A 24,821-nucleotide genomic window follows, 5' to 3' on the forward strand; every position below is an offset into this window, starting at 1 on the left:
GATCGCTCCGGGCCTTTTTTCACTGCCAATGCCGCGGGGCCTTAGGCCTTAAATATTGCCGCTGAACGTATCGCATTCACCCGGATCGCCGGACGTATAGCCACGCTCGAACCAGGTCTTGCGCTGCGCCGAAGTGCCATGATTGAAGGTCTTCGGCACGGCAAAGCCCTGCATGCGCTCCTGCAGCGTATCGTCGCCAATCTGCTCGGCGGCGTTCAGCGCCTCCTCGATATCGCCATTGTCGAGCAGGTCTTCCTGGCCGGCATAATTGGCCCACACGCCCGCATAGCAATCAGCCTGCAACTCGACGCGCACCGAATAGGCATTGGCCTCTTCCGTGCTCATCGACTGGCGACGCTGGTTGAACTCGGGCAAGACGCCGGTAATGTTCTGAATGTGGTGGCCCACTTCATGCGCCAGCACATAGGCCTGGGCGAAATCGCCCGGCGCGCCAAACTGGTCGCGTAGCTGGTCATAAAAGCTCAGGTCGATATAGACCTTCTCGTCGCCCGGGCAATAAAACGGCCCGGTGCTGGAATCTGCCGCGCCGCAGGCAGTATCGACGCCGCCCGAAAACAGCACCACGGTCGGTTCGGGATAGTCCTGCCCGCCCGATTGCTGGAACACGTCGGTCCACAGGTCCTCGGTTTCCTTGACCACCACGCCAACGAAATCGCGCAACTCTTCCTGGTCGCCGCTGGTCGGCACCTGGCTCGATGAATTGGCCGTCTGCGTGCTGCTGCCCGTACCGCTGGTCAGGATATCGATGGGATTGGTGCCGGTGACGGCCCAGATGATGCCCAGCACCACGACGATACCGATAATGCTGCCGATGCCGCCGCGCGAGCCACCACCACCACCGCCGGTCGGAATGCGGAAACCGCCGCCACCACCACGACCGAACGGGCTGCCGCCCAATCCGCCACCGCCCTGGCTCCGACGATCTTCGATATTCGAGCTCTGCTCGCGGCCGCGCCATTTCATCAGTGGATTCTCCGAATTGTCCCCAGCCTAGCGATAAGCCATGCCGATGCAATCGGTTCCGGCGGAGCATTACCGTCCTGCCATTCGGGCACAGCCCTCATGGCCTTCTCACCTAAAAGCGCGCCACCGGCGCGTTTTTGCGCTTCGCGCCGGTTCGAAGTTTGACCATCTAGTCAAACTTCCCTAGCCTGATCACGCCGTCGTCATCCCAGCGTCACCTGCGGGCGGCAAGACCATCGCGTTCCGGGTCAGCGGAGCGTGACGCAGCGGGCTTTGATCGCCCGTGTCCGGGAGCGCGGCGCCCCCGGCCTTTCGTTAGCCGATGAACAATCCAGGGAGAGACTGATGAATTTCCTGCCCAAGATTTCTCGACGCACATTCCTCGCGGGTTCCGCGAGCGTAGGAGCCATGGCCGCAATGCATCCCTTTGCCGCGATGGCACAGGCCAACCAGGCGCATCTGCGCATCCTAGAGACCACCGACCTGCACGTGGCTGTGTTCGGTTACGACTATTATGCCGATGCCCCCAATGACACCATGGGCCTGGCCCGTACCGCCTCGCTGATCGAAACCATCCGCGCCGAAGCCGGCAATTCCATGCTGGTCGACAATGGCGACATCATCCAGGGCAATCCGATGGGCGACTATATCGCCTATGAAAAGGGTCTCGACGGCAACGTCCACCCGGTGATCGCCGCGATGAACACGCTGGGCTATGAGGCCGCGACGCTCGGCAATCACGAATTCAACTATGGCCTCGACTATCTCGACAAGGCCCTGGCCGGCGCCGATTTCCCCTTCGTTTCGGCCAATCTGGTCAAGGGCGAACTGGCCGCCGATGTGCTGGGCGACACCACCTATATCCAGCCCTATCTGATCGTTGAAAAGCAGCTGACCGACGGTTCCGGCGCAACCAAGACCATCAAGATCGGCATGATCGGCTTCCTTCCGCCCCAGATCATGACCTGGGACGCAACGCACCTGACCGGCAAGGTCAATACGCGCGATATCGTCGAGACGGCTGAGGCCTATGTGCCCAAGATGAAAGAAGAAGGCGCCGACCTGATCGTCGCGCTCTGCCATTCCGGCATTGCCGTGGACCAGCCGACCGGCGGCGAAAACATGGCGTTGCAGCTGGCCGGCGTCGAGGGGATCGACGTGGTACTCTCCGGACACCAGCATCTGGTCTTCCCCGGCCCCGATTACGAGGGTGTCGAAGGCGCCGATATCGAGGCCGGCACGCTCAATGGCAAGCCTGCCGTCATGGCCGGCTTCTGGGGCTCGCATATGGGTCTGATCGACCTGCTGCTGGAGCAGAACGCCGACGGCAAGTGGGTCGTTGTTTCCCACACCGCCGAAGCCCGCCCGATCTTCGAGCGCGTCGATGGCAAGGTGAACGCCCTGGTCGAGGACGAAGCCGAGGTCGCCGCTGCGGCTGAAGAAGACCACAAAGAAACCCTCGACTATATCCGCCGTCCGGTGGGCGAGACCTCGGCGCCGCTCTATTCCTACTTCGCCCTTGTCGCCGATGATCCGTCGGTGCAGATCGTGAGCCAGGCCCAGACCTGGTATATCGAGCAGATGATGAAGGGCACCGAATGGGAAGCCCTGCCGATCCTGTCGGCAGCAGCTCCCTTCAAGGCCGGCGGCCGTGGCGGCCCGGACTATTACACCGACGTGCCCGTCGGTCCGGTCGCCATCAAGAACGTGGCTGACCTCTACCTCTATCCCAACACCATCCAGGCGGTGAAAATCACCGGCGCCGATGTGAAGAACTGGCTGGAACGCTCGGCCGGCATCTTCAACCAGGTCGAGGCTGGCGCCACGGATGCCGAACTGATCAACCCGGATTTCCCGTCCTATAATTACGACGTGATCGACGGGGTGACCTACAAGATCGATCTCACCCAGCCGTCGAAATATTCTTCGGACGGCAAGGAAGAGACCAATCCCGACGCCAATCGCATCGTCGAACTGATGTATGACGGCAAGCCGATCGATCCGGCGCAGGAATTCGTTGTGGCCACCAACAACTACCGCGCCGGCGGCGGCGGCACCTTCCCAGGCATCGGGGCCGACAAGATCATCTTCAAGGGTCCCGATACCAACCGCGACATCATCGTCCGCTTCATCGTCGAGAATGGCACGATCAGCCCATCCGCCGATGGCAACTGGTCGCTGGCCCCGATCGACGGCACCACGGTGCTGTTCACCACCGGCCCAAAGGCGGCCGACTTCGTCGACGAAGTCTCGGCCATCAAGATCGAGGCGACCGGCGAGACCAATGCAGACGGTTTCGGCGTCTATCGCATCACGCTATGAGTTTGCGGGGCGGCTCCAACGGGCCGCCCCGTTCATCTCCGGGGGATCTCATGCGTCTCGCTGCCACCGCCGCACTGCTGGCCCTGCTCGCCACGCCAGCCTTCGCTCAGCAGCGCACGCAATATGTACTGGCCATCAGCTGGCAGCCGGCCTTCTGCGAAACGCGACCCGACCGCTCCGAATGCACCTCGCAGACGCCCGACCGCTTCGACGCCGGCAATTTCTCGCTACATGGCCTCTGGCCACAGCCGCGCTCGCGCGACTATTGCGGCGTGGATGCCGAGACGGTGGCGCTCGACGAGGCCGGCGACTGGGACCTGCTGCCCGAACCCGATATTTCCGGCGCCTTGCGCGACGAACTGCTGGTGATGATGCCCGGCACCCAATCCGGGCTCGACCGCCACGAATGGATCACCCATGGCACTTGCTATGACGGCGATGCCGAAGCCTACTTCGGCGACTCGCTCGACCTGCTCGATGCCGTCAACGAAAGCGCCGTCGGCACCTTGTTCGCCAATTCCATCGGCAAACGTCTGACCCAGCGCCAGGTCCGCGAGGCGTTCGACCGCTCATTCGGCCCCGGCGCCGGCGACCGCGTGCGGCTCTCCTGCGTCAATGATGGCAATCGCCGGCTGATCGATGAGCTGACCATTGGCCTGACGGGGCGTCCGGAAGGTCCGGACAGTTTTGACAACCTCATCCTTGCAGCCCGACCGACCGATGGCGGGTGTGATGGTGGCGTCGTGGATACAGTGGGATTGCAGTAGCCCCTACTCCGCCGCATCCAGCCTTTCCCGCAACAGATGCAGCGCCTCACGGAGGCGCGCGCCATCTTCCGGCCTACCCCCTAGCGCCTTGCCAACCTCGAGCGGAATCGCCAGCGCCTCTTCGCGCAAGGCTCTTCCCGTATCCGTCAGGAAGACGCGCACCAGCCGCTCGTCCTCGGTGTCACGCTGGCGTCGCACCAATGCGCGAGCCTCCAGTCGCTTGATCAGCGGCGTGATGGTGCCGGAATCGAGGAACAATTTGTCCCCCAGCGCCTTTACCGTCAGACCATCCTGCTCCCAGAGCACGAGGAAGGCCAGATATTGCGGATAGGTCAGGCCCAGCGCGTCCAGTCGCGGCTTGTAGAAACGCGTGAAGGCATGGCCCGCCGCATAGACGGCGAAGCACAGCATGGAATCGAGCTGCAGCGGATCGGCGGATTTTGCCATTGGGCCATCCTCGTCAGAACCAGATCACGATAACATAGAATTATTCGATTGCACACAATCAAATTGCGCGCTATCAATCATCACATCAGATCACCTCAACCCCGACCAAGGAGCTTCCAATGTCTTCCATCAAGTCAGCCGTTTACACTGCCCACGCCCACACCACCGGTGGCCGCACCGGCACCAGCGCGACCGATGACGGCCGCCTGTCGGTCACCCTCGACACGCCTGCTGCCATGGGCGGCAATGACGGCCCGGGCACCAATCCTGAGCAGCTGTTTGCTGCCGGCTATTCGGCGTGCTTCCTCGGCGCCATCAAGGCCGTCGCCCGCGGCGAAAAGATCAAGGTGCCGGACGAAACCACTATCGACGCTTCGGTGTCCTTCGGTGAAAACGCCAACGAAGGCGCCAAGGGCTTCAATATCGCTGTCGAACTGAAGGTCACCCTGCCCGGCTTCTCCAAGGAAGACGCCGAAGCCCTGGTGCACAAAGCCCACGAAGTCTGCCCCTATTCCAACGCCACCCGCGGCAATGTCGACGTGAAGCTTTCCGTCGCCTGAGACTTGGGTCGTTACAAGCAAAGAGGGCGGGCACCTCGGTACCCGCCCATTTTGTATCTATTCAGCCGGTTGTGGCACGACGTCCAGCGGCTGCCAACGGCTCTGACGCTTGTCGAGCAGCGCCGAAATCACGAACAGCACCAGTCCGCCCAGCGCTAGCACCGCGCCGACGGGTCCTGTGGATGCCGGCCCCCAGCCCGCGCCAATCGCCATGCCGCCCAGCAGCGCACCCAGCGCATTGGCCGTGTTGAAAGCCGCATGCATCAGCGTTGCCGCCAGCGTCTGGCCGTCGGCTGCCACATCCATCAGCCGCGTCTGCAAGGCCGTGCCGATCGCCACGGTGAACCCGACCAGAAACACGCTCAGCGCAGCGGTGAGCCAGAGCTGCGCCGTCCAGGGAATGACGGCAAGACTGATGACATTGAACGCCAGCATGCCGCCAATGGTCGGCATCAGCGCCTTGTCGGCCATCGCTGCCCCCAAAATATTGCCCAGGGTCATACCAACGCCGAACAGCGCCAGCACCAGCGGCACCCAGACCTGCGGAATATGCGCCACATCGATCAGTAGCGGATCGACATAGGTGAACACCGAGAACATCCCTCCGCAGCCCACCGCGCAAATGCCCAACGTCAGCCACACCTGCGGGCGACGCAGGGCGCTGAGTTCGGTCAGCGGGCTCGCACCCTCGGCCAGCTTCAGGTCCGGCACAAAACGGAAAATCATCAGCACGGCCAAAGCGCCGACTACACCAACGCCGGCAAAGGTCGGGCGCCAGCCCATATATTGGCCCAGCCAGGTTGCCAGCGGCATGCCGATCAGCGTTGCAATGGTCAGGCCCAGCATAACGCGGCCCACGGCACGGGCGCGATAGCCAGTGTCGACCATCGAGGCGGCCACCAGTGCCGCAATGCCGAAATAAGCGCCATGTGGCAGACCGGACAGGAAGCGCAGGCCGAGCAGGGACCAATAATCCGGCGCCAGCGCGCTACCGATATTGCCGATCACGAAGAGGCCCATCAGCCAGATCATTAGCGGCTTGCGCGGCGTGCGGGCAAACAGGATCGCGAACAGCGGCGCGCCGACCACCACGCCCAGCGCATAGGCGCTGATGACATGCCCGGCGTCCTGAATGGAAATCTGCAGATCGCCGGCCAGGTTGCGCAGCAGGCCCATGATGGCGAATTCGCCGGTGCCGATGCCAAAGGAGCCGATGGCCATGGCCAGAATGGCCAGCTTGGTCTTGCTGTCGCCGAGGCCGGAAACGGGGGATGGGGTGGTCATGGTCGGCTCCGGGCACGAATCCGGCCGCCGGCCGCAGGGGCCGGTCAGCGGATGGCAATGTGGGATACCCCACTCGGGAGGAGTCTGGGCCGCTCAACCTAAAATGTCAGTCCCCGTTCGGGCAATTGCCCATTCTGCACGGCCGCCCTGCGCAAAAGTGAGCCTGATCAAAATCTTAACGCTTTCGATTCACCCGCGGGAAAGGCTGCCGGCCTAGTCTCGCCCAGCCGAATTCCGCCGGAGCGACGTCATGACCGTCCCTGCCCTCGCCGTCTCGCATCTCACCAAGAGCTTCGACCGCCCGGTGGTGCAGGACCTCGACCTCACCATCCGCGCCGGTGAATTCTACGCTTTGCTCGGCCCCAATGGCGCTGGCAAGACCACCATCCTGCGCATGGTGGCCGGCCTCTTGCAGCCCGATGCCGGCGATATTTCCATCTTCGGCGTGGACGCGCGGCGCGATCCCATCGCCGCCAAGCGCATGGTCGCCTGGGTCTCCGACGAGCCCATGGTCTATGACCGGCTGACCCCTTTGGAATATCTCGAATTCGTCGCCGGTCTCTGGCAGGTCGAGCCGAAACGCGCCCAGGCTCATGCTAATGAGCTGATCGACTGGCTCGGCCTCAGCCCGCATGCCAACCAGCTCTGCGGCGGCTTCTCCAAAGGCATGCTGCAAAAAGTCGCTTTGGCCGGCGCCCTGGTGCATGATCCCAAACTCATCATCCTCGACGAGCCGCTGACCGGCCTCGATGCCGGCTCGGCTCGCACCGTCAAGGACGTGCTGCTCGGCAAGGTGCGCGATGGCGTCACCGTCATCATGACCACCCACATCCTCGAAGTCGCCGAACGCATGGCCGAGCGCATCGGCGTCATCACCCAGGGCAAGCTGATCGCCGAGGGCACCTTGGCCGAACTACGCACCCGCATCGGCCGCGAATCCAGCCTCGAGGACATTTTCCTCGATCTCGTGGCGCAGGACAGCGAGGCCGCATGAGCGCCGCCCCCGCCTCGATCGGCTGGTTCGCCAGGCATGAGCTGAAGCTCGGCTGGCGCGACTGGGTCGCCATGATGACCGGTGGCCGCCGCTCGCGCAGCGTGGGCATCGTCGTCTTCCTCGCCGTGGTGACCGTCCTGTTGCACCTGATGGCCTATGGCTTGGTCAGCCGCTGGGCGGCCAATGGCGTGGCCGACAATGAAGCCACGCTGGTCATGCTGACCGGCACCGGCATCCTGTTCTGGACCATCATGCTGTCGCAGGCGCTCGAAGCCGTGACCCGCGTCTATTACGGCCGCTCCGACCTCGATCTGGTGCTCTCCTCCCCCGCCTCCTCGCGGCGCCTCTTCGCCGTCCGCACCGGCGCCGTGGCCCTCACCTCCATGCTGCTGCCCTCGCTCCTCGCCGGCCCTTTGATCAACATGCTGGCGCTGATCGATGGCCCACGCTGGCTCTATGCCTATTGCGTGGTGATCGCCATGGGCGCCATATCCACCGCCATTTCCGTGCTGATCACCCTGGCCCTGTTCCGCACCGTCGGCCCCAAGCAAACCCGCCTGATCGCCCAGATCGTTGCCGCCGTGGTCGGCGCCGGCTTCGTCATCGGCATCCAGGCCGCCGCCATCCTCTATTACGGCGACATGTCGCGCTTTGCCCTGTTCCAGTCACAGGCCCTGATCGATGCAGCGCCGGCGATCGACAGCACTTTCTGGCTCCCCGCCAAGGCCGCCATGGGCGACATCCCGGCATTGCTAATCATGTTGGGCATCGGCTTTGCCGCCCTCGTCCTGACCATCTTGCTTGCCGCCCCGAGCTATGGCCAGCACGCCACATCGGCTGCCGGCCTTACCCACATTCGCAGCCAGCGCCGCCCTGCCACTCGGGACTTCCATCTCGTCTCGCAACGCCACGCCCTGCGTCTCAAGGAATGGCGCCTGCTGCAGCGCGATCCTTGGCTGCTATCGCAAACGCTGATGCAGATCCTCTACCTGCTGCCGCCCGCCCTGTTGCTCTGGCTCAATTTCGGCCATGACGCCGGCGCCTTCGTGGTGGTCGTGCCAGTGCTGATCATGGCGGCCGGGCAACTGGCAGGCGGTCTCGCCTGGCTGGCCATCTCAGGCGAGGATGCGCATGACCTGGTGGTCACCGGCCCGGTCTCGCCGCGCACCGTACTCATTGCCAAGATCGAGGCGGTGCTCACCGTCATCGCATTGGTGATGGCACCGCTGCTCCTGCTTATGGCCCTGTCATCCCCGCAGATGGCGCTGATCACCGCATTCGGCGTCCTGCTCTCGGCCGGCTCGGCCACCGCCATCCAGCTGTGGTTCCGCGTCATCGGCAAGCGCTCGATGTTCCGCCGCCGCCAGACCGCCTCCCGCGCCGCCACATTGAGCGAGGCTTTCGCCTCGATCATGTGGGCCGGCATGGGCGCCCTGCTGGCCGGCGGCTCTCGACTGGCCATCGCGCCGGCCATCGTCGCACTTGTCGTCCTGGGCCTCGCCAAACTGCTCAGCCCGCGCCGCAGCTAGCCCATGCGAGCCAGGCTATCCTGCGGCGTGCGCTTCAGCAGCGCCGAGACGGCAATACCCAGCAGCGACAGCGCCGGAAACACTGCCCCGACCCAGCCGAGATCGCTCGGCGTACCATATTGCAGCACTAGACCACCGATCAGCGACCCGCTGGCAATGCCCAGATACAACGCCGAAGCATTGAGCGACAGCACCAGCGGCGCATTGCTCGGCGACAGGCTGAGCAGATAGCTCGACTGCGCTGGCGGAAAGGCCCAGCTGGTGCCGCCCCAGATAATGACGATTAGGAAGAACACCGGGATCACTGCTGCCGTTGGCAGATGCGCCGCCAGCGAAATCGCCAGCAGCATCACGCCATTCAGCACCGCCGCGCCGATCACCGTAGGCCGCGCCCCGATCCGGTCGGCCAACTGCCCGCCCACCGCATTGCCAAACGCCGCGCCGATACCAAAGGCCAGCAGCACGGCCGGTACCAGCTCGCGCGCCAGCCCGATCGACTGCGTCGTGATCACAGCGAGATAGATGATGACCGTGAAGGCCCCAGCCAAGTTGAACAAAGTGGTCAGCAGCGCACCGGGCACGCCCGGCAAAGCCACAGCCCCAATACGCTGCCGCAGGGTCAATGGCGCCCCACGCAGGCCCGATGGCAGCAGCAGCCAGATCGACAGCGCCGCAACCACGCCAAAGCCGGCCACCATGAAATAGCTACCGCGCCAGCTGACCAGACCTGCCACCAGCGCACCGAGCGGCGCGCCAAAGGCCACCGCCATCGTGGTGCCGCCGACGATCACCGAAATCGCCCGCGCCCGATGATCCACCGACGAAATCGCCACGCCCGTCGCCTGTGCCGTGGCCGTATAGAGCCCCGCCGCAAAGGCCATCAAAATACGCGCCGCCATCAGGTCGGCATAGCCCTGCGAAAAGCCGGCCCAGATCGCACCGGCCGAAAACACCAGCGCGGCAGTGGTCAGCGTGCGCCGGCGATCGGCGGTTCCGGTCAGCGCCGCCAGCACCGGCGAGCCAAAGGCATTGGCCAAAGCAAAGGCCAGCACCAGATAGCCGGCCTGGGTCAGCGATACCCCGGTCGACTCGGCGATCTGCGGTAGCAGGCTCGAAATGGCAAAGCTCTCGACGCCGATGGCGAAAGTCCCAACCGCCAGCCAGAGGAGACGGATATCCATGAAAATAGTCCTTGTTCAAAATTCATTGGACAATTGAACCCGACACACTGGCAAGTCAACCACCTTGTCCAACACTTATTGAACTAAGCCGCGAAAACCGCTAGATAGCAGCCATGACCCTACCGCATCCCGACACCGACCAGATCACCCTGCCCAATGTGCTCGCCGCACTCGGCGACGACACGCGCCTCGCCATCATCGGCTGCCTGGCGCGTACCGATCCGCTGGAAGGCCTGGTCTGCGGGCAGTTTTGCGGCCTGACCTCCAAGACCAACCTGACCTATCACGTCGCCAAGCTGCGCGAGGCCGGCGTGGTCAAGGTGCGCCCCGAAGGCACCAAGCGCCGCGTCACCCTGCGCCGCGAAGACCTCGACCGCCGCTTCCCCGGCTTTCTCGATACCGTCATCGCCACGGCGGTCGAACTGCCTCAGGTCGAAGCCACATTGCGCCAGCTGCATGAAGAGACCGCCTAAAGCATGACCCAGCTGACCTATCGCGACGCCACGCCCGCTGACATTCCCACCATGCTGCAGCTCAGCCACGCCGGCGACGCCCGCGGCAAGGAAACGCCGCCGCTCGATCCGGCCACGCTGGATGATCCGCGCTATCGCGCCGCCTTCGACGAAATTGCTGCGGACCCCAACCACCGCCTGATCGTCGCCGAGCGCCATGGCGAAGTCGTCGGCACGCTACAGCTGAGCTTCCTGCCCGGAATGCCCAATTTCGGCATGAAACGCGGCCTCCTGGAAAACGTCCACATCCGCGCCGACCAGCGCGGTTCGGGGCTGGGCACCGACATGGTCAAATGGGCCGTGGAACGCTGCCGCGAAGCCGGCTGCGGCCTCGTTCAGCTGACCTCCAACAAAGTCCGCCTCGACGCCCACCGCTTCTATGTCAAACTCGGCTTCCAGCAGAGCCACGAAGGCTTCAAGCTCAAGCTGTGATAGACTGAAGGCATCTTCTCGCCCCGGAGGCGAACATGGCCGATAGTGATACCAAAAACCGCACCGATACATCCTTGAAGACGGCCAAGCCGCCGCTCTACAAGGTCATCCTGCTCAATGATGACTATACGCCACGCGAATTCGTGGTGCGGCTGCTCAAGGCCGAATTCCGCGTGCCGGAAGCCCAGGCCGGGGTAATCATGCTGACCGCCCATACCAAGGGCGCCTGCGTCGTCGCCGTCTTCACCAAGGAAATCGCCGAGGAAAAGGCCACCCGTGCCACCGACTTCGCTCGCGACAATGGCTTTCCGCTACTCTTCACCACCGAGCCGGAAGAATAATCACCCGAACCGCAGCTTGCTCCGCTCGCGCTTCTTCTCCGCCTCTTCCTCACGATCCTTGGGCGGCGCGTGGGTTTCGAGCGACTTGAGCAGCTTGCGCACCACCTTCTCGATATCCTCCACCGCCTCGTGGAACGCCGCCTCATTGGCCTGCGAAGGCGTATTGTAGCCGGAAATCTTGCGCACGAATTGCAGCGCCGCATCATGCATTTCGTTGCGCGTGGCAGGCGGCTCGAAATTGAACAGCGGCTTGATATTACGGCACATGGCAGGTCCTCCGATCCGGCAAAGCTATACCGGGGCGCGCTTTCCCGCCAAGACTGCCTGACCCTTTCGTTAGCCAGCGAAAAGCTCTATCGCTGCGCCATGAGTGAACCTGCGCCCTTTGAAATCTACCTCGTCGCCACGCCCGGCCTCGAAGCCCCGCTATGTGAAGAGGCGATCGAGGCCGGCTTTGCCGAGGCCAAAGTGGTCGACGGTGGCGTCTCCTTCATGGGCACTTGGCCCGATGTCTGGCGCGCTAACCTGACCCTGCGCGGCGCCACGCGTGTGCTTGCCCGCGTTGCCAGCTTCCGCGCCATGCATCTGGCCCAGCTCGACAAGCGCGCCCGCAAGGTCGAATGGAGCACGCTCCTGCGCAAGGACGTGCCGGTTACCGTCGAGGCCAGCTGCAAGCGTTCGCGCATCTATCATGCCGGCGCCGCCAGCCAGCGCGTCGCCAAGGCCATCGAGGAGGAGTTCGGCGCTCCCGTCGCCGAGGATGCGGCTCTCCGCGTCATGCTGCGCATCGAGGACGATCTCGTCACCATCAGCCTCGATACCACCGGCGCCTCCCTGCACAAGCGCGGCTTCAAGGAAGGCGTCGCCAAGGCGCCAATGCGCGAGACCATGGCGGCGATGTTCCTGCGCCAATGCGGCTATGACGGCACCCAACCCGTGCTCGACCCGATGTGCGGCTCGGGCACTTTCGTGCTAGAGGCCGCGGAAATCGCGCTCGGTCTGAAACCCGGTCGTGAACGCGACTTTGCCTTCGAACAGCTTCCGAGCTTCGACCCGAAGGCCTGGGACAAGCTGCGTACCCCTGTCCCGACAAACACACCGGCCGTCCGCTTCTACGGCTCCGACCGCGACCCCGGCGCCATTCGCATGGCCACCGAAAATGCCGCACGGGCTGGCGTTTCCGACTGGGTCAGCTTCGAGCAGCAAAGCGTTGAAAAACTCGAGCCGCCCGAAGGCCCACCCGGCATCATCATCGTCAATCCACCCTATGGCACGCGCATCGGCAACAAGGCACCGCTGGTTGGGCTCTATCGCTCCCTGGGCACTGTCATTCGCGCCAAGTTCCCCGGCTGGCGCGTTGGCATCATCACCAGCGACAAGGATCTCGCCCGCGCCACCGGCCTCAACCTCGAACTGGTCGAGCCCACCGTCCTGCATGGCGGGCTGCGCGTCGGCCTGTGGCGGAGCAAGATCGTAAACAAGCCTTAAATTAGGTGTTCAGATCGACTTAAGGCTCTGGCATTACCCTTGGGCTTGAGGAGAGTGCCATGCAACCCGCCAGCGTCCTGGAAAGCATCCCGCAAATCGGTGACGAAGGCCGCCTTGCCGCACTCGACCGCTACGACATTCTCGACACCGGCCAGGAAGAAGCTTTCGACCGCATTTCCCGGCTGATCCGGCTGACGCTGAATGTCGATATCGGCCTTGTCTCGCTGATGGATGCCCATCGCCAATGGTACAAGTCGATCGAGGGACTCGACGGCGCGGAAGTGCCGCTCAATGTCGCCTTTTGCCGCTATATGCTTGATGACGGGCAGCCCTTCATCGTGCCCGATGCCGAGCAGGACCCGCGCTTTTCCGACAATCCCTTCGTCACCGGTCCGGCCCATATCCGCTCCTACGCCGGCGCCCCCCTGCGCACCCCAGATGGTTTCGTCATCGGCTCGGTCTGCGCCGTCGGCTCCACCGCGCGCGACTTTTCGCCGCGCGAACAGGCGATCCTCGCCGAACTCGCCGGTATCGCCATGGATCAGATCGAACTGCGCCAGATCGCCGCGGTCGATAGCCTGACCGGCATCTCCACCCGTCGCGCCTTCAAGGATGACGCCCAGAAATTCGTCACCCTGGCCAAGCGCCACCGCAGCGCTCTCAGTTGCGTCAGCTTCGATATCGACCACTTCAAATCCGTCAACGACGCCTATGGCCATGCCGGCGGCGACCAGGTGCTGAGCGCCGTCGCCAGGGCCGCCGCTGCGCAATTGCGCCAGAGCGACCTGCTCGGCCGATTGGGCGGCGAGGAGTTTGCCGTGCTGCTGCCCCATACCGATGGCGCGCGGGCTCTCGAAGTAGCCGACAAGCTGCGCTTGCTGTTCCGCAGCCTGACCTTTCCGGGCAGCCATCCGCCGATCTCGATCAGCGCCAGTTTCGGCGTCGCCATGCTCGACCCCAATAGCGACGACATCGACAGCCTGCTGCAAAAGGCCGACGAAGCCCTCTATGAAGCCAAGCGCTCCGGCCGCAACAAATGCACCGTCTGGCGCCCATCTGGCCGCCAACCCGAAGGCGACCGCCGCCGCGTGCTCAAGGCCGGCCAGATCATCTTCAACGACCGCCACTCCACCATGGACTGCACCATTCGCGCCCTCGGCGAAACCAGCGCCGAATTCACCGTGCCCGACGCCCACAATGTCCCAGAGACGTTCACCCTGCGCATCGTCTCCGACGGCCTCGAATGGCCCTGCCGCGTCACCGGCCGGACCGAGCAGCGCGTGACCGTCGCCTTCGGCTGACATAGCCCACATGCCAGACATGTGCCCTATCCGCTTTCCGCCCTTCCCATCGCGCGACTCTTCGGTTAGACAGCCCACCTAACCACCATGTCCGGTCTACTACCCCGTGCCGCAGCGCTCAGTTGCCGCGCGGGTTTCGCGCGGACAGGTGTGCCCGGGCGATTCTTCCCCTCGCTCGGTCCTGTAGAAAACAGTTGAGCGAGCGCCATGCCAAAACGTACCGACATCAAATCGATCCTCATCATCGGTGCGGGTCCGATCATCATCGGGCAGGCCTGCGAGTTCGACTATTCCGGCACCCAGGCGTGCAAGGCGCTCAAGGAAGAGGGCTACCGGATCATCCTGGTGAACTCCAATCCGGCGACGATCATGACCGATCCGGACCTGGCCGACGCCACCTATATGGAGCCGATCACCCCCGAAGTGGTCGCCCGCATCATCGAAAAGGAACGCCCCGACGCGCTGCTCCCTACCATGGGCGGCCAGACCGCGCTCAACTGCGCGCTCTCGCTGCGCAAGATGGGCGTGCTTGAAAAATTCGGCGTAGAGATGATCGGCGCCACCGCCGAGGCCATCGACAAGGCCGAGGACCGCGAGCTGTTCCGCGACGCCATGAAAAAGATTGGGCTGGAAACCCCGCGCTCCATGCTGGCGCACAACACCATCGAGGCGCTGCAGGCGCTCGAAGTCATCGGCCTGCCCTGCATCATCCGCCCCAGCTTTACCCTGGGCGGCACCGGCGGCGGCATTGCTTACAATCGCGAGGAATACCTCGCCATCGTCGAGAGCGGCGTCGATGCCTCCCCGACCAATGAAGTGCTGGTCGAGGAAAGCGTCCTTGGCTGGAAAGAATACGAAATGGAAGTTGTCCGCGACAAGAAGGACAACTGCATCATCGTCTGCTCGATCGAAAACATCGACCCGATGGGCGTCCATACCGGCGACAGCATCACCGTCGCCCCGGCCCTGACGCTGACCGACAAGGAATACCAGATCATGCGCGACGCCTCGCTGGCGGTGCTGCGCGAGATCGGCGTCGAGACCGGTGGCTCCAACGTGCAGTTCGGCATCAATCCCGCCGACGGCCGCATGGTGGTGATCGAGATGAACCCGCGCGTTTCGCGCTCCTCGGCCCTGGCGTCGAAGGCCACCGGCTTCCCCATCGCCAAGGTCGCGGCGCGCCTCGCCGTCGGCTATACGCTGGACGAGCTCGACAATGACATCACCGGCGGCATGACCCCGGCGTCGTTCGAGCCGACCATCGATTATGTCGTGGTGAAGATCCCGCGCTTTGCCTTCGAAAAATTCCCCGGCGCCGACAACCGCCTGACCACGTCCATGAAGTCGGTCGGCGAAGCCATGGCCATCGGCCGCACCTTCCAGGAGTCGCTGCAGAAGGCGCTCCGCTCGCTCGAAACCGGCCTCACCGGTCTCAACGAGATCGGCATTCCCGGCCTCGGCGAAGGCGAAGACAAGAATGCCATCAAGGCCGCGCTCGGCACCCCGACGCCCGACCGCCTGCTGCATGTCGCCGAAGCCATGCGCCTCGGCATGAGCCTCGAGGACATCCACGAGGCCTGCAAGATCGACCCCTGGTTCCTCGAGCAAATGCAGGGCATCGTCGACATGGAAGCCAAGGTCAAGCAGTTCGGCCTGCCGCAGGACGCCGAAAACCTGCGTGCCCTCAAGGCCATGGGCTTTTCCGACAAGCGCCTCGCCCAGCTCGCCAATCTCAAGCCGTCTGATGTGCGCAAGCTGCGTCATTCGCTCAGCGTCCGCCCGGTGTTCAAGCGCATCGATACGTCCGCGGCTGAATTCGCTTCGCCCACCGCCTATATGTACTCGACCTACGAGACGCCCTTCGCCGGCGCCGTGGCCGACGAAGCCCGCCCCTCCGACCGCAAGAAGGTCGTCATCCTCGGCGGCGGTCCCAACCGCATCGGCCAGGGCATCGAGTTCGACTATTGCTGCTGCCATGCCGCCTTCGCCCTGAGCGATGCCGGCTATGAAACCATCATGGTCAACTGCAATCCTGAGACCGTCTCCACCGACTATGACACCTCGGATCGCCTCTATTTCGAGCCGCTGACCGAAGAAGACGTCATCGAAATCCTCGAGACCGAAAAGCAGAACGGCACCCTGCATGGCGTCATCGTCCAGTTTGGCGGCCAGACCCCGCTGAACCTGGCCGAAGCCGTGCTCAAGGCCGGCGTGCCGATCCTGGGCACCCAGCCAGACGCTATCGACCTGGCCGAAGACCGTGACCTGTTCTCGAAACTCCTCAACAAGCTCGAACTGACTCAGCCCAAGAATGGCATTGCCTATTCGCTGGAGCAGGCGCGCCTTGTCGCCGAGCGCCTGGGCTATCCGCTGGTCATCCGCCCGTCCTACGTGCTGGGTGGGCGCGCCATGGCCATCGTTCACTCGGCCAATGAATTCGAGCGCTATGTGCAGGACACCCTGACCGGCCTCGTGCCGCCCGATATCCTGCAGCGCTACCCAAATGACAAGACCGGCCAGATCAACTCGGTCCTCTCCGACAATCCGCTGCTCTTCGACGGCTACCTGTCGGGCGCCATCGAGATCGACGTTGATGCCCTTTGCGACGGCAAGACGGTCTTCGTCGCCGGCATCATGGAGCATATCGAAGAGGCAGGCATTCATTCCGGCGACTCGGCCTGCTCGCTGCCGCCGCGCAACCTCTCCCCCGAGATCATCGCCGAGCTCAAGCGCCAGACCACCGAACTGGCCTTTGCCCTCAAGGTCGGCGGCTTGATGAACGTGCAATATGCCCTCAAGGATGGCGTGATCTACCTGCTCGAAGTCAATCCGCGCGCTTCGCGCACGGTCCCCTTCGTCGCCAAGGTGATCGGCGAGCCGATCGCCAAGATCGCCTCGCGCATCATGGCCGGCGAAAGCCTTGAGAGCTTTGGCCTCACCGAGCACAGCTACAAGCATATCGCGGTCAAGGAAGCCGTCTTCCCCTTCAACCGCTTCCCGGGCGTCGACACGGTGCTGGGGCCGGAAATGAAGTCGACCGGCGAGGTCATCGGCCTCGACGTCGATTTCGCCATGGCCTTCGCCAAGTCGCAGATGGGCGCCGGCCAGAAGGTCCCGACCTCCGGCAAGGCCTTCATCTCGGTGCGTGACGACGACAAGCAGTATATCGCCGACATGGCCCGCCATCTCGTCGAAGCCGGCTTCGAGATCCTCGCCACCGGCGGCACGCAGAAATACCTGGTCGAAAACGGCATCCCTGCCACCAAGATCAACAAGGTGCTCGAAGGCCGTCCGCATATCGTCGACAGCATGAAGAACGGCGGCGTGCAGCTGGTGATCAACACCACCGATGGCATGAAGTCGATTTCGGACAGCCGCGACATCCGCCGCACGGCCCTGCTTGCCAAGATCCCCTACTACACCACCATCGACGGCGCCCTGGCCGCCGTGGAAGGCATCGTCGCCCTCAAGAAGGGCAGCCTGACAGTACGCTCGCTGCAGAGCTATTTCGCAGCCTGATCGGTAGTTCATCGCATGAAGGCGGCCCGCGGATCCTATCCGCGGGCCGTCTTGTTTTGATCAGAACATGCCCGCGACCGGCGGCTGGTCCAGCATTGACAGTTCGGGCGGCGTCCGCATAATCGGCGGCACCATGATGATCCAGTCTCACAAGTTCGCCGTGTTCCTCGGCGCCTGAGGGCGCCCTTCCGGGCACACACCAAGCGGCACTGACTGCTTGCCCCCAGCCGCTGAAGCGGCTTCGCGAACTCATGGAATTTCAACATGCCTGGCACTTTGCCCGCGCTCTCTGCAGCGCAGATCGACCAATTCATCACCCAAGGCTTCGTCCGCCTCGACAATGCCTTCTCCGCCGACCTCGCCGAACGGGCCCGCGCTATCCTCTGGGCGGCCACCGGCTGCAATCAGAATGACCGCAGCACCTGGACCCGGCCTGTCGTCTGGCTCGGCGAATTCTCCCAGCCGCCCTTCCGCGAGGCGGCCAATACGCCGCTCCTGCAATCAGCCTATGACCAGCTGGTCGGCGAAAACCGCTGGCTGCCCCGCGGCGGGCTTGGCACCTTCCCGGTGCGCTTCCCCATCCCGCAGGACAATGGCGATACCGGCTGGCATGTTGATGCCAGCTTCGGTCACGACGCACCGGACTTCCTAGACTGGCGCGTCAATGTCAGCTCCAAAGGCCGGGCGCTGCTGATTCTGTTCCTCTTCTCCGACGTCGGCGAAGACGATGCCCCCACCCGCATCCGCGTCGGCTCACATCTTGAGGTCGCCCGCTACCTCGTCCCGGCCGGCGACGCAGGCAAGTCGCTGCGCGATATCCTCACCGAACGGCCAGACTGGTTCGACACCGGCAAGGAAGCGCTGGCGACGGGCAAAGCCGGCACGGTCTATCTGTGCCACCCGTTCCTGGTCCACGCCGCCCAGGTGCATCGGGGGCAGTCGGTCAAATTCATGGCCCAGCCCCCGCTACTCCCGCGCGTGCCATTGCAGATTGATCGGACTGACGGCGATTATTCGCCGGTGGAACTGGCGATCAGGGTGGGCCTCGATAGCCAGTAACGTCTAAACGGGCGGAAGAAATTCCGCCCGTCTTTTGTCAGCCGAAAAACGCCCTCACCGCCTCCAGCGCCCCATCCACCGCAGCATCATCCACATCCAGATGCGTTACCCAGCGCTGCTTGCCATAACTACCGGTGATCCCAACACCCTTGTCCGCCAGAAATGCCGTGAACCGCTCCTCCAGCCCCCGCTCCATCCCGACAAACACGATATTCGTATCCGGCGCGGTCACCGTCAGCCCGTCAAACCCCGCCAGCCCCTCGGCCAGCCGCTTCGCCCGAGCATGATCCTCCGCCAGCCGCGCCACATTATGCTCCAGCGCATAAAGCCCCGCCGCCGCCAGAATGCCGGACTGGCGCAGCCCGCCACCCAGCATCTTGCGATGCCGCCGCGCCGTGTCGATCAGATCCTGCCGCCCTATGAGAACTGACCCCACCGGCGCACCGAGCCCCTTGGAGAGGCAGATCGACACGCTGTCGAAAGGCGCTGTGAAACTCTTGATATCCGTGCCCAGCGCGGCGCAGGCATTGAAGGCCCGCGCACCATCGAGATGCAGGCCCAGTTCATGCCGCCTGGCGATCTCCGACACCGCCAGCATGTATTCGACCGGCAACACCTTGCCGCCAAAGGTATTTTCCAGCGCGATCACCGTGGTTCGCGCATAGTGATTATCGTCCGGCTTGATCGCCGCCTCGATCTCGCCGAGGTCCATTGTGCCATCGGCCTGATGGGCGATCGGCTGCGGCTGAATGGAACCCAGCACCGCCGCGCCGCCAGCCTCGTTGACATAGAGATGCGCCTTCTGGCCGGCGATGAATTCGTCGCCGCGCCCGCAATGGCTCATCAAAGCGAGCAGATTGGACTGCGTGCCCGAGGGCACGAAGATCGCGGCGTCCTTGCCCAGCAGCGCCGCCATGCGCTGTTCCAGCCGATTGACGGTGGGGTCGTCGCCGAACACGTCATCGCCCACCTCGGCCTCGGCCATGGCCTGGCGCATGCCGGCGCTTGGCCGCGTGACGGTATCGGAGCGGAAGTCATAGCGGATGGTGTTCATGGGTCACTCGGGAGTTGGTGCTCCCTTGTGCCAAGTCACGCCGGCTTTGCCTAGTCAGGCCGCGACATCGCCGCCGGTGCAGTCGCCGTCATTGGCGGCGCAGAGGTCCAGGAGCGGCTTGCGCACCACGATCAGCATGCCGGTGATCGGCGCGCCGCGGTCCTGGCGCAGGATCGCCGTCTCGAAGCGCAGGATGTCCAACCCCGCCAGCAGCAGCGCCGCGCGCGTCGCCTCGACGCCATGCGCATAGCGCAGCGACGGGCGCAGGAACAGGGATTCGGGACCGTCATGCGCCTCGAGCGAAAACGCTGCCAGGCCGCCCGGCTGCAAGGCCGGCAGCAGCGCGGTCAGGATCGGCTGGATTGCGCCGCAATAGATGAAAACGTCAGCTGCCGTCACCAGGTCCACATCGGCCCGGCGCGCATTGAGCACCGCAACCAGCTCGGCCTTTTGCAGCGCGTCGTAAATGCCCTTGCGAGCGGTCTCGGCGATCATCGCCGCCGAAATATCAACGCCTTCAAGATGCTCGCTCTTGGCCCGTAGCCGCTCGCCCATCAGCCCGGTGCCACAGCCGAGGTCCAGCGCCTTGGCAAAGCCGGTAATGCCCAGCCGCGCCATCTCCTCATTGACCATGGCGTCGAGCATATCGGGCACGCGATAACCCAGCTTGTCGACCAGCGCATGCTCGAACTGCGGCGCATATTGATCGAACAGCGCCTCGACATAGCTGACCGCCGTGCCGCTGGCGGCAACGCCCGCACCATGCGCGGCCAGTTTCAGTCCGGCGCCAAATACGCCCTCGTCGTCCAGCGCTTCGAGATGCCGCCAGGCCGAGATCGCCCCGGAAATATCGCCGGCCTTTTCGGCATAATTGCCGAGCAGGTCCCAGCCGGCTGCCCAGTCGGGGGTGATTTCGAGCGCCTGGCTCATCAGGTCGGCGGCAGCCGCATGCTCGCCGCCCTCCGCCAGCATTTTCGCATAGCCCGCACGACGGTCGGCGATCACGTCGCCGGAAGAGTGAAACGCCTTGGTCAAGACGATGGATCTCGGAGGGTCACCAGACCATTCGTCTGGCCGGCGGGATGTGACGCAAATCGCTGCAAAAAGCAAGCAGGCAGGCTTCAAACAGCAAGCAAGATGCCACGTTTCTTGCTGTTTGCTTGCGGCCAATTTGCGCTACTCTCACCCCATCGCGTTCGGCACTCCCTGCCGCTTCGCGATGCGGCGCAGCTTATTTTGCGTCAGCACCAGACCTTCACGGACTGGAGCAAATACTTGACGATGCTCTATTTTTTCCTGGCAGAACTGCTGTTCTCGCCGGGCGCTTTGTCATGGGTAAACAGATATTGAACAGGTGATTTTTTCGCGCTACGCTCCCCTGATCGAATATTGCGGCCGACCGATCTGATCCTGCGAATTCCATTCGCGCCTGCTGACGTCACTATCCGATATTTCGATTTATCAAGTCTTGGCCAATAGTGGCCCGGACTGCCTACAGCAGCGACTGCACGAGGGAACGCGCATCATGGCAACTGGCACCGTCAAATGGTTCAACGGTCAAAAGGGCTACGGCTTTATCCAGCCGGACGAAGGTGGAGCGGACGTTTTCGTCCATATCTCCGCCGTCCAACGCTCGGGCCTCAATGGTCTCGATGAGGGCCAGAAGGTCAATTACGAGATCGTCAAGGACAAGCGGACGGGCAAGTCCGCCGCGGATAATCTGACCGCCTCCTGATCGCATAGGGATCGACAAAAGAAGGGCGCGTCCACGAGGGGTGAGCGCGCCCTTTTCTTTTGCACGGCGCTCAGGCCGGATTTGACAATCCATATGTTGCCGCGGGCGGAATCAGCGTCTAATGAACGCAGTAACTTCCGGCGGATTTACCGAACAGATGGCGTGTCTCCTGTGAACCAGATGGTCGAAGCGCGCTCGGCAGATTTGCGTCGTGTCAATGATTTGGCGCGCGCCCGGAGACTCGTGGACGAGCAAGACTTCCAGTCGGCTGCTTTAATTTACCAGGACCTGCTGCTGTCCGAGCTGCCCGCCGACCTCCGCGTCGAAGTCCAGACCAATCTTGCGGCCGCTCTCTGTGCGGCAGGCCAGGATGAACTGGTGCCGAAGGACAAGGCAATCAGCCTGCTCGACGCCGCCCGCGTCGTGCTGGTGGATTTGCTGCAGCATTACAAGATCGGCGAGGAGCCAGCCTCCTGGGCCTCGGGCCGGGCCAATCTGGCGCTGGTGCATCTTGCCCGCTACCGGTTGACCGATGGCGACCAGGATGTGCTGTTTGCTCATCTGGCGCTCGACGGCACCGAAGAGGCGCTGCGTCGTGCCGGCGATCTGGAAATGCTCGGCTGGATTCAGTCGATCCGCGACTATCTGGTCGAATTGCGCGACCGTCGCAGCAGCAGCCGCTAGCCGCGACCTAACTCTTCGCTGCGCAGCCGAGCGGCCTCGACAGTGCGACCGACCAATTCGGTCAAACTATTGTCAGCCATCAAGACCGCAAGACCAGCCGCCGTCGTGCCATTGGGCGAGGTCACATTCTGGCGCAACACGGCCGGCGTTGCCGGGTCCGCTTCCAGCAGCGCGGCGGAACCGATAACCGTCTGACGCGCCAATTGCTCGGCAATGGCATCGGGCAGGCCCTGCGCCTTGGCCGCAGCGGCAAGCGCCTCGACCAGATGGAACACATAGGCGGGGCCGGAGCCAGACACGGCGGTCACCGCATCGAGCTGGCTTTCAGCATCGAGCCAAACCACCGGCCCGGCTGCCAAAAGCAGGGCTTCGGCAATCGCACGACCCTCGGCGCTCACATCGGGACCGGCCACCATGCCGGTGATGCCCTTGCCAATCTGGGCGGGCGTATTGGGCATGGTGCGAACAATCCGGCCCATACCAAGACCACGCGCCAAACGAGCAATGTCGATGCCGGCGGCGATGGAAATGGCCAGAGTCTGCGGCCCGATGACCGGCTGCAGGCTTTCCAGCACGCCATCGATGATCTGCGGTTTTACGGCCAGCACCAGCACGTTAGGCAAGAGCCCCACGGCCTCGGAACTGATGGTCAGCTCATAGTCTTCGGCAAGCTGCCTGGCAGCACCGCCCGGATTGGGATCGACGAGCACGAGATTGCTTGGCGGAAGGCCGGCATCGAGCCAGCCCTTGGCCAGCGCGAGCCCCATCTTGCCGGCACCAACCAGCATGACCGGGCCGATATCGCGCAGCGCCATGCTCATGCTTCGCCGACCGTCTCGAACATCACATGGCTCAGCGCATCGGCGGCGGTCTTGCCGGCCCATACGACGAACTGAAAGGCCTGGTAGTAGAGATCGCAGCTATCGGTGGCCGAGCGCAACAGCGCTTCGCATTGCTGCGGCGACACGTCGGCGCCGCCGGTCAGCAGGTGCGAATTGCGGAACAGGACAACGCCTTCCTTGTTCCAGATGTCGAAATGACCGATCCACAATTGCTCATTGATCAGCGAAATCAACTGCTTGATCTCGTTGCGACGGCCTTCGGGAACCTTCAGGTCGAAAGCCGAGGCAATATGCAGGCTTTCCAGGTCTTCCATCCAGTTAAAGGAGACATGGTAATCGCTCCAGCCGCCGCGGACCGAGATGGAAATCTCGTCGGTGTCCTGGCGCTCGAATGTCCAGTCATTGATCGAGGCGATGTGCTCGATAATGTCCACAGGATGGACATTGCGATCGGGCTCGACGTGCATAAGAGACATAGACGGTTCCGTCCGTTAACCGGCTGATTTTGGATACTCAGGAAACTGGCCGCACGCACAAGGGCTTACGAATCGTCCTGTTGATTGAACCTACACCCCCCATCTGATTCAGGGGACGCAGCAGAGGTCCGGGACGGCATTCTCTTGTGGATGAAGGTTGGCGCGCTTCGCGTTAACAGACTGTTAACATTGAGCCGGGGTTAACAGCGAATTCGTCTCAAAACAGGGCAGCCAAGAGGCGTCAGCGCAAGCTTTCCGGGCCGACCCAGCCACCGGTGAGCGAGGCCGCCCATTGTGGAAAACCATTACCCGCCGCCAGCCGCGCCGCCTCCTCGTGATCATAGGGCACCGACAGCAGCATGGTGTGCCAGCCGCCAGCGCGTCGCTCCATGATGGCATAGCGGGCATCGGGCGAGCCCTGCACCAATTGCATGCCGACGGCGCCTGGATTGACGATCAGCCGGCCATCGGCGAGGCGCACCGAACGGGGCACATGGGTATGGCCGCAGAGGAGGAGTTCGTAATCAAGCGAGCCGGTAGCCTCGGTGACTTCGGCCTCGCCAGGCAATGTGGTGCTGCGGCCGTTGTAGAATTCGTCTAGCCAGGGAGTTTCATCGTCAGCCGGCGTGCCATGGCAGAGGAAGACCTCGTCGCCGTAGGCGGCAGTGGCGGGCAAGGCGGCGAGCCAGGCGAGCTGGGTCTCATTAAGGGTCGAGCGGGCGAAGGCGTCGATCTTGCCGGAGCCCTTGACGGACAGGTCAACCGTCCAGCGATCGTGATTGCCGGCGATGCAGGTCGCGCTAAGGCCGATCAGCCGATCCAGCGCGCCGGATGGATCGACCGGACCGCTGACATGATCGCCAAGGCACAACACCGCCTCGACACCCTGCCGGGCAATATCGTCCAGCACCGCGTCGAGCGCCGGTAGATTGCCGTGGACGTCGGAAATGACGGCGACGCGCAAGCTCAGTTGGCCTTGGCGCCCTTGAGGGCGGCGAGTTCCTTGCGCAGCGTGTCGATTTCTTCGCCCTGCACCTGCACCAGCTCGCGCAGCGCATCGAAGTCTTCGCGCTTGACGAGGTCCATGTCGACCGCGAGGCGCTGGGCCTGCGACTTGACCACGGTCTCGACTTCGCGGCGCACACCATCGGCTACGCCGGCAGCTTCATTCATCAAACGGCCCAGATCGTCGAAGATCCTGTTGTTCTGGCTCATCGCATACCCACTTGGTTTGGCCTCTTCATCCAACTATCTAGGTCAAGCCACCCGACTTGACCAGAGAGGCCGAAGCGGCAATGGTCCGGCCGATT

Annotated in this window: 25 protein-coding genes; 14 read left to right on the forward strand and 11 right to left on the reverse strand. The window is 63.4% G+C overall.

Annotation, left to right across the window (positions count from 1 at the left end; all coding sequences use genetic code 11):
• Positions 1–48 precede the first annotated feature (48 nt).
• Positions 49–984, reverse strand: coding sequence for a KPN_02809 family neutral zinc metallopeptidase (locus BM045_RS08445; RefSeq protein WP_092182158.1), 936 nt, complete (start codon positions 982–984; stop codon positions 49–51).
• Between the two features lie 345 nt (positions 985–1,329).
• Between BM045_RS08445 and BM045_RS08450 the strand changes: the two genes are divergently transcribed.
• Both BM045_RS08450 and BM045_RS08455 read left to right on the forward strand, forming a co-directional pair.
• A complete protein-coding gene (locus tag BM045_RS08450; protein WP_092182161.1) occupies positions 1,330–3,306 on the forward strand; it encodes a bifunctional 2',3'-cyclic-nucleotide 2'-phosphodiesterase/3'-nucleotidase in 1,977 nt (658 codons plus the stop codon).
• A gap of 50 nt (positions 3,307–3,356) precedes the next feature.
• Positions 3,357–4,073, forward strand: a complete 717-nt coding sequence (locus BM045_RS08455) for a ribonuclease T2 family protein (RefSeq protein WP_170848441.1) — start codon at positions 3,357–3,359, stop codon at positions 4,071–4,073.
• 3 nt (positions 4,074–4,076) lie between these two features.
• On the opposite strand, the gene BM045_RS08460 is transcribed toward BM045_RS08455, so the two are convergent.
• Positions 4,077–4,520, reverse strand: coding sequence for a MarR family winged helix-turn-helix transcriptional regulator (locus BM045_RS08460; protein ID WP_092182166.1), 444 nt, complete (start codon positions 4,518–4,520; stop codon positions 4,077–4,079).
• 119 nt (positions 4,521–4,639) lie between these two features.
• Between BM045_RS08460 and BM045_RS08465 the strand changes: the two genes are divergently transcribed.
• Positions 4,640–5,080, forward strand: a complete 441-nt coding sequence (locus tag BM045_RS08465; RefSeq protein ID WP_092182169.1) for an organic hydroperoxide resistance protein — start codon at positions 4,640–4,642, stop codon at positions 5,078–5,080.
• Positions 5,081–5,137: 57 nt separating this feature from the next.
• On the opposite strand, the gene BM045_RS08470 is transcribed toward BM045_RS08465, so the two are convergent.
• Positions 5,138–6,364 carry an MFS transporter gene (locus BM045_RS08470; protein WP_092182172.1) on the reverse strand — a complete coding sequence of 409 codons (1,227 nt, stop codon included), beginning with the start codon at positions 6,362–6,364 and terminating at the stop codon, positions 5,138–5,140.
• Between the two features lie 250 nt (positions 6,365–6,614).
• On the opposite strand from BM045_RS08470, the gene BM045_RS08475 reads away from it, so the two are divergent.
• Both BM045_RS08475 and BM045_RS08480 read left to right on the forward strand, forming a co-directional pair.
• Positions 6,615–7,358: an ABC transporter ATP-binding protein gene (locus BM045_RS08475; protein WP_092182175.1), complete on the forward strand. Its 744-nt coding sequence runs from the start codon at positions 6,615–6,617 to the stop codon at positions 7,356–7,358.
• Positions 7,355–8,887 (forward strand): hypothetical protein, encoded by a 1,533-nt coding sequence (locus BM045_RS08480; RefSeq protein WP_092182177.1) that lies wholly within the window; start codon positions 7,355–7,357, stop codon positions 8,885–8,887. The genes BM045_RS08475 and BM045_RS08480 overlap by 4 nt, the downstream gene beginning before the upstream one ends.
• On the opposite strand, the gene BM045_RS08485 is transcribed toward BM045_RS08480, so the two are convergent.
• Complete coding sequence (locus BM045_RS08485; RefSeq protein ID WP_092182179.1) at positions 8,884–10,068, reverse strand: MFS transporter; 1,185 nt, start codon at positions 10,066–10,068, stop codon at positions 8,884–8,886. The two genes, BM045_RS08480 and BM045_RS08485, sit on opposite strands and share 4 nt — an antisense overlap.
• 113 nt (positions 10,069–10,181) lie before the next feature.
• On the opposite strand from BM045_RS08485, the gene BM045_RS08490 reads away from it, so the two are divergent.
• Genes BM045_RS08490 through clpS form a run of 3 tightly spaced genes read left to right on the forward strand, consistent with a single transcriptional unit; the run spans position 10,182 to position 11,353 of the window.
• Positions 10,182–10,541, forward strand: a complete 360-nt coding sequence (locus BM045_RS08490) for an ArsR/SmtB family transcription factor (protein WP_092182181.1) — start codon at positions 10,182–10,184, stop codon at positions 10,539–10,541.
• Between the two features lie 3 nt (positions 10,542–10,544).
• Positions 10,545–11,012 carry a GNAT family N-acetyltransferase gene (locus BM045_RS08495; protein WP_092182183.1) on the forward strand — a complete coding sequence of 156 codons (468 nt, stop codon included), beginning with the start codon at positions 10,545–10,547 and terminating at the stop codon, positions 11,010–11,012.
• Between the two features lie 35 nt (positions 11,013–11,047).
• Positions 11,048–11,353, forward strand: a complete 306-nt coding sequence (clpS, locus tag BM045_RS08500; protein WP_092182184.1) for an ATP-dependent Clp protease adapter ClpS — start codon at positions 11,048–11,050, stop codon at positions 11,351–11,353.
• Here the strand turns inward: clpS and BM045_RS08505 are convergent, their stop codons facing one another.
• On the reverse strand, positions 11,354–11,620 hold the full coding sequence (locus BM045_RS08505; protein ID WP_092182186.1) for a DUF2277 domain-containing protein: 267 nt from the start codon (positions 11,618–11,620) through the stop codon (positions 11,354–11,356).
• A gap of 99 nt (positions 11,621–11,719) precedes the next feature.
• Between BM045_RS08505 and BM045_RS08510 the strand changes: the two genes are divergently transcribed.
• From BM045_RS08510 to BM045_RS08525, 4 genes are all read left to right on the forward strand, one after another.
• Entirely contained in the window at positions 11,720–12,841 is a 1,122-nt protein-coding gene (locus BM045_RS08510; RefSeq protein WP_092182188.1) for a THUMP domain-containing class I SAM-dependent RNA methyltransferase, read from the forward strand.
• Positions 12,842–12,900: 59 nt separating this feature from the next.
• Positions 12,901–14,142: a sensor domain-containing diguanylate cyclase gene (locus tag BM045_RS08515; protein WP_092182190.1), complete on the forward strand. Its 1,242-nt coding sequence runs from the start codon at positions 12,901–12,903 to the stop codon at positions 14,140–14,142.
• 207 nt (positions 14,143–14,349) lie between these two features.
• Positions 14,350–17,661 carry a carbamoyl-phosphate synthase large subunit gene (carB, locus tag BM045_RS08520; RefSeq protein WP_092182192.1) on the forward strand — a complete coding sequence of 1,104 codons (3,312 nt, stop codon included), beginning with the start codon at positions 14,350–14,352 and terminating at the stop codon, positions 17,659–17,661.
• Positions 17,662–17,925: 264 nt separating this feature from the next.
• Entirely contained in the window at positions 17,926–18,720 is a 795-nt protein-coding gene (locus BM045_RS08525; protein ID WP_092182194.1) for a phytanoyl-CoA dioxygenase family protein, read from the forward strand.
• Between the two features lie 37 nt (positions 18,721–18,757).
• Here the strand turns inward: BM045_RS08525 and ltaE are convergent, their stop codons facing one another.
• Both ltaE and BM045_RS08535 read right to left on the reverse strand, forming a co-directional pair.
• The gene (gene ltaE / locus BM045_RS08530) at positions 18,758–19,774 is read right to left on the reverse strand and encodes a low-specificity L-threonine aldolase (RefSeq protein WP_092182196.1); all 1,017 of its coding nucleotides are present in this window, start codon (positions 19,772–19,774) and stop codon (positions 18,758–18,760) included.
• A gap of 54 nt (positions 19,775–19,828) precedes the next feature.
• A complete protein-coding gene (locus BM045_RS08535; RefSeq protein ID WP_244522929.1) occupies positions 19,829–20,809 on the reverse strand; it encodes a methyltransferase in 981 nt (326 codons plus the stop codon).
• 490 nt (positions 20,810–21,299) lie between these two features.
• Here BM045_RS08535 and BM045_RS08540 point away from each other — a divergent pair, with 490 nt between their 5' ends.
• Together BM045_RS08540 and BM045_RS08545 are read left to right on the forward strand one after the other, a co-directional pair.
• Positions 21,300–21,509, forward strand: coding sequence for a cold-shock protein (locus tag BM045_RS08540; RefSeq protein WP_086470158.1), 210 nt, complete (start codon positions 21,300–21,302; stop codon positions 21,507–21,509).
• A gap of 243 nt (positions 21,510–21,752) precedes the next feature.
• Positions 21,753–22,193, forward strand: a complete 441-nt coding sequence (locus tag BM045_RS08545) for a hypothetical protein (protein ID WP_139198758.1) — start codon at positions 21,753–21,755, stop codon at positions 22,191–22,193.
• Here BM045_RS08545 and proC read toward each other — a convergent pair.
• The 4 genes from proC to BM045_RS08565 form a co-directional block, all read right to left on the reverse strand.
• Entirely contained in the window at positions 22,190–23,008 is an 819-nt protein-coding gene (proC, locus tag BM045_RS08550) for a pyrroline-5-carboxylate reductase (RefSeq protein ID WP_092182200.1), read from the reverse strand. The genes BM045_RS08545 and proC overlap by 4 nt on opposite strands.
• A 2-nt stretch (positions 23,009–23,010) precedes the next feature.
• Complete coding sequence (locus BM045_RS08555) at positions 23,011–23,511, reverse strand: type III secretion system chaperone family protein (RefSeq protein ID WP_092182202.1); 501 nt, start codon at positions 23,509–23,511, stop codon at positions 23,011–23,013.
• A 241-nt stretch (positions 23,512–23,752) separates the two neighbouring features.
• Positions 23,753–24,475 carry a metallophosphoesterase family protein gene (locus tag BM045_RS08560; protein ID WP_092182204.1) on the reverse strand — a complete coding sequence of 241 codons (723 nt, stop codon included), beginning with the start codon at positions 24,473–24,475 and terminating at the stop codon, positions 23,753–23,755.
• Positions 24,476–24,477: 2 nt separating this feature from the next.
• Positions 24,478–24,726, reverse strand: coding sequence for an accessory factor UbiK family protein (locus BM045_RS08565; protein ID WP_092182206.1), 249 nt, complete (start codon positions 24,724–24,726; stop codon positions 24,478–24,480).
• Between the last annotated feature and the right edge of the window lie 95 nt (positions 24,727–24,821).

The sequence above is a fragment of the Devosia sp. YR412 genome (genome assembly GCF_900110945.1).
GTDB lineage: Bacteria > Pseudomonadota > Alphaproteobacteria > Rhizobiales > Devosiaceae > Devosia.